This is a genomic window from Nocardioides sp. NPDC057772, assembly GCF_042798075.1.
Taxonomy (GTDB): domain Bacteria; phylum Actinomycetota; class Actinomycetes; order Propionibacteriales; family Nocardioidaceae; genus Nocardioides.
Window position 1 is genome coordinate 1 of the sequence record NZ_JBHVKN010000339.1, and the last position, 2899, is coordinate 2899.

The 2899-nt window shown below is 67.9% G+C and carries 5 protein-coding genes; 2 read left to right on the forward strand and 3 right to left on the reverse strand.

Annotation, left to right across the window (positions count from 1 at the left end):
- Positions 1-139: 139 nt before the first annotated feature.
- Positions 140-505 (forward strand): fluoride efflux transporter CrcB, encoded by a 366-nt coding sequence (crcB, locus tag ACFVJS_RS27305; RefSeq protein WP_378886687.1) that lies wholly within the window; start codon positions 140-142, stop codon positions 503-505.
- A gap of 94 nt (positions 506-599) precedes the next feature.
- Here the strand turns inward: crcB and ACFVJS_RS27310 are convergent, their stop codons facing one another.
- Both ACFVJS_RS27310 and ACFVJS_RS27315 read right to left on the reverse strand, forming a co-directional pair.
- A complete protein-coding gene (locus ACFVJS_RS27310; RefSeq protein ID WP_378886688.1) occupies positions 600-956 on the reverse strand; it encodes a metallopeptidase family protein in 357 nt (118 codons plus the stop codon).
- A gap of 30 nt (positions 957-986) precedes the next feature.
- Complete coding sequence (locus ACFVJS_RS27315; RefSeq protein ID WP_338144158.1) at positions 987-1319, reverse strand: WhiB family transcriptional regulator; 333 nt, start codon at positions 1317-1319, stop codon at positions 987-989.
- A 297-nt stretch (positions 1320-1616) separates the two neighbouring features.
- On the opposite strand from ACFVJS_RS27315, the gene ACFVJS_RS27320 reads away from it, so the two are divergent.
- Complete coding sequence (locus tag ACFVJS_RS27320; protein WP_378886689.1) at positions 1617-2663, forward strand: hypothetical protein; 1047 nt, start codon at positions 1617-1619, stop codon at positions 2661-2663.
- Positions 2664-2764: 101 nt separating this feature from the next.
- Here the strand turns inward: ACFVJS_RS27320 and ACFVJS_RS27325 are convergent, their stop codons facing one another.
- Positions 2765-2893 carry a hypothetical protein gene (locus tag ACFVJS_RS27325; RefSeq protein WP_378886690.1) on the reverse strand — a complete coding sequence of 43 codons (129 nt, stop codon included), beginning with the start codon at positions 2891-2893 and terminating at the stop codon, positions 2765-2767.
- Positions 2894-2899 lie beyond the last annotated feature (6 nt).

Here is a 2899-nt window from a genome sequence, read left to right on the forward strand (position 1 = left end):
CCGGGATCGGCGCCGTCTGGCTCGGGCTGACGCTCGGCCGGGTGATCGTGCTCGACAGCGGTCGCCAGGTGGTGGTCGACGGCATCGACCCCGACCTCGATCCCGACCCCGTCCCGGATCCGGGCAGAGGAGAGGATCGATGACCGTGCTCCTGGTGCTGCTCGGCGGCGCGATCGGGGCGCCGGCCCGCTACCTGACCGACCTCTACGTCCGCCAGTGGACCGGGTCGGACTTCCCCTGGGGGACCATGGCGGTCAACGCCGTCGGCTCGCTCCTGCTCGGCGTGCTGGCCGGGGCGGCCGCGGGCGGCGTACTCCCTGCGTGGGTGCTCACCCTGGCCGGCACCGGGTTCTGCGGAGCACTGACGACGTTCTCGACCTTCTCCTACGAGACCGTCCGCCTGGCCGAGAACGGCCGGTGGCGGTCCGCCGCCCTCAACGTCGTCGGCTCGCTCGCGGTCGGGACCGCCGCGGTCAGCCTCGGCTACGTCCTGATGCATCACTGAGCCACCAGCGCTGGAGCGCCCTTCGTCTGGACGCAGCGGAGGAAGACGAGGGTCAAGCGAAAGCGCTCGCGCATTGCGAAGCAATCGCCAACAATCAAGCCCACCCGAGCTCGTGGAGCTTCTCGTCGTCGATGCCGAAGTGGTGGGCGATCTCGTGGATGACGGTGATGCGGATCTCCGCAGCCAGGTCGGCCTCGTCCACGCACATCTGCTGGAGCGGCTGACGGAAGATGAAGACGCGGTCGGGCAGGGTGAGGCCGTAGAGGTCGTTGCGGTCGGTCAGCGCCACGCCGTCGTAGAGCCCGAGGGTGTCCTGCGGCTCGCTCTCGGGCGGCCACTCCTCGACGAGAACCACGAGGTTGTGCACTTGGGCCGCCAGCTCGTCCGGGATCGCGTCGAGCGCCTGGTCCACGAGTGCGTCGAAGCGCTCTGGGCTTATCTCAATCCCCACAGGAGCTATTCTGCCGGGTGACAGATACAGCTACGCAACTGCTTCGGACGTATTTTTCCGCAGGTTTGCGCGAGCCTGGCGCTCCAGGTCCCGCTGGTGGAGCTCGCCGTTGCGCGGCCGGCCGCGGGTGCGCTTGCGAGCGACCACGATCCCCTCGTAGAAGACCTCGCCGCCCCATACTCCGTGCGGCTCCTGGCGAGCGATCGCTCCCTGCAGGCAGGAACGCTGCAGCGGACACGTACGACACAGCTCCTTGGCCCGGTCGGCGTCAGCGCTGGTCGCGGCGAACCACAGGTCACCGTCCTCGATCGCACACGGCAGCTCACTCCAGTGCACGCCGGACGTCTCTCTCTCCGTCGCCACAGGCGAAACAGTCATCTCAATCCCATCCCCTCGCTGATCCCCGTCGTCAGGGATACCCACCGAAGAGGGTGGTCGGATGGCCTGTCAGTTTTCTGTCAATAGGCAGGTGCTTGGAGCGGTCACGCAGAGTTGAGGTGTCATCTACATCAGGGGATTCCACAACTTCGCGACCCTGCTGGTACAAACTGTCCACACTAGAGGGAGGAAGGGCTAGGGTTTGCGACCATGCGCTCAATGAGAAGGGCCTCGGCGTCCATCACCGTGGGCCACCGACCCGTGGAGGACTTCCACCGACGGATGGCGCATGATCCCAACAGCCGAGCCATCGCCTCGGAGACCCGCGACTGGCTTCTGGTGAAGTCCCTGCTCCAGCCTGGTGAGGTCCAGTGGGCTCGGGTCGCGGTCAAGTTCCCTCACGAGGGGAATGCGTCGGGCCACGCGTTCCTGACCGACCGCCGGGTGATGTTCGAGTTCCACGAGCGTGTCTTCTCGGTCAACCTGGCCGTGGTCACCTTCATCGGTGTGCCGCCGCCGCCCAGCCTGGGCGACTTCATCATCGAGGCGCTGGTGCCCGGATCGTCCTACTCGACGACGATGAAGATCCGGGACAAGGACGCCTTCCACGACTTCTTCCCGACCCTCGACTACGCCGCTCGAGCCGCCGGCGCGCAACTGAACGTCGACGCCAGCTGGGGCGGCGAGTACGGCGCCGGTAGCGCCTACGGTCAGCCCGCTCCCACCAACTACGGTGTGGCTCCGACTCCCGGGTCCTATCCGCCCCCGGGCTCGTCCTACCCGAACACCGGCTCCTACTACCCCAACCAGGGCCCGTACGGCACCAACACCGGCTCCTACGGCCAGGCCCCGAACACGGGTGCCCAGCGCGCCGTCGGCAGCGCTTACGGCGGTCAGCTGGGAGCTCAGCAGCGTGCCCGCGAGGAGGCCGCGCTGATCGAGGCCAACCTCACGCACGCACTCCCCGCCTTCCTGCACGAGGGCGAGTCGATCCTCGCCGGGGCCGACATGATCCAGAACATGACCGACGTCGAGATGAAGGTGATGGCCACCGAGTCGCGCCTGATCGTCGTCGAGGGCAACATCCTGTGGGCTTCCCCGCTCGAGCACACCCACGTCATCTACGCGGGCGGCGAACGCAGCCACCTGCGCCTGCTGACCGACCGGGTCAGCGAGACCATGGCCCTGACCCCGGGCCCGCCGAGCGCCAACCCGGCCGACGGTCGCCGCCTCGTGCTTCGTACGCTCCGGGACGCCGCTGCCGGCGAGCAGCTGCACAACCACCTGACCACCAACGGCGGCCAGGTCTTCGACGCCTGGCCTGAATAAATTGCGATTGCTCTGCGATTTGCGCCGCTGACGCGTCGCGAGTCCGGCGCTATAACCCTCGTCTTCCTCCGCTTCGCTCGTCGCTGGCGCTCCTCGCTCCGCTACGTCCAGACGAGGGGCGCGCCGGCCTCGTCCGTCCCGTCGACGGCGGCGGCCAGGTCGTTCACCGCGTACGCGTTGACGGAGACCCCGAACCGGCGCTGGGCCTCGACCTTGTCGCCCTCGGTCACCGCGAC

Bases quoted from the DNA above. Each gene is read 5' to 3' on its own strand.
- ACFVJS_RS27320 (WP_378886689.1), top strand. From the start codon at position 1,617: ATGGCGCATGATCCCAACAGCCGAGCCATCGCCTCGGAGACCCGCGAC.
- crcB (WP_378886687.1), top strand. From the start codon at position 140: ATGACCGTGCTCCTGGTGCTGCTCGGCGGCGCGATCGGGGCGCCGGCC.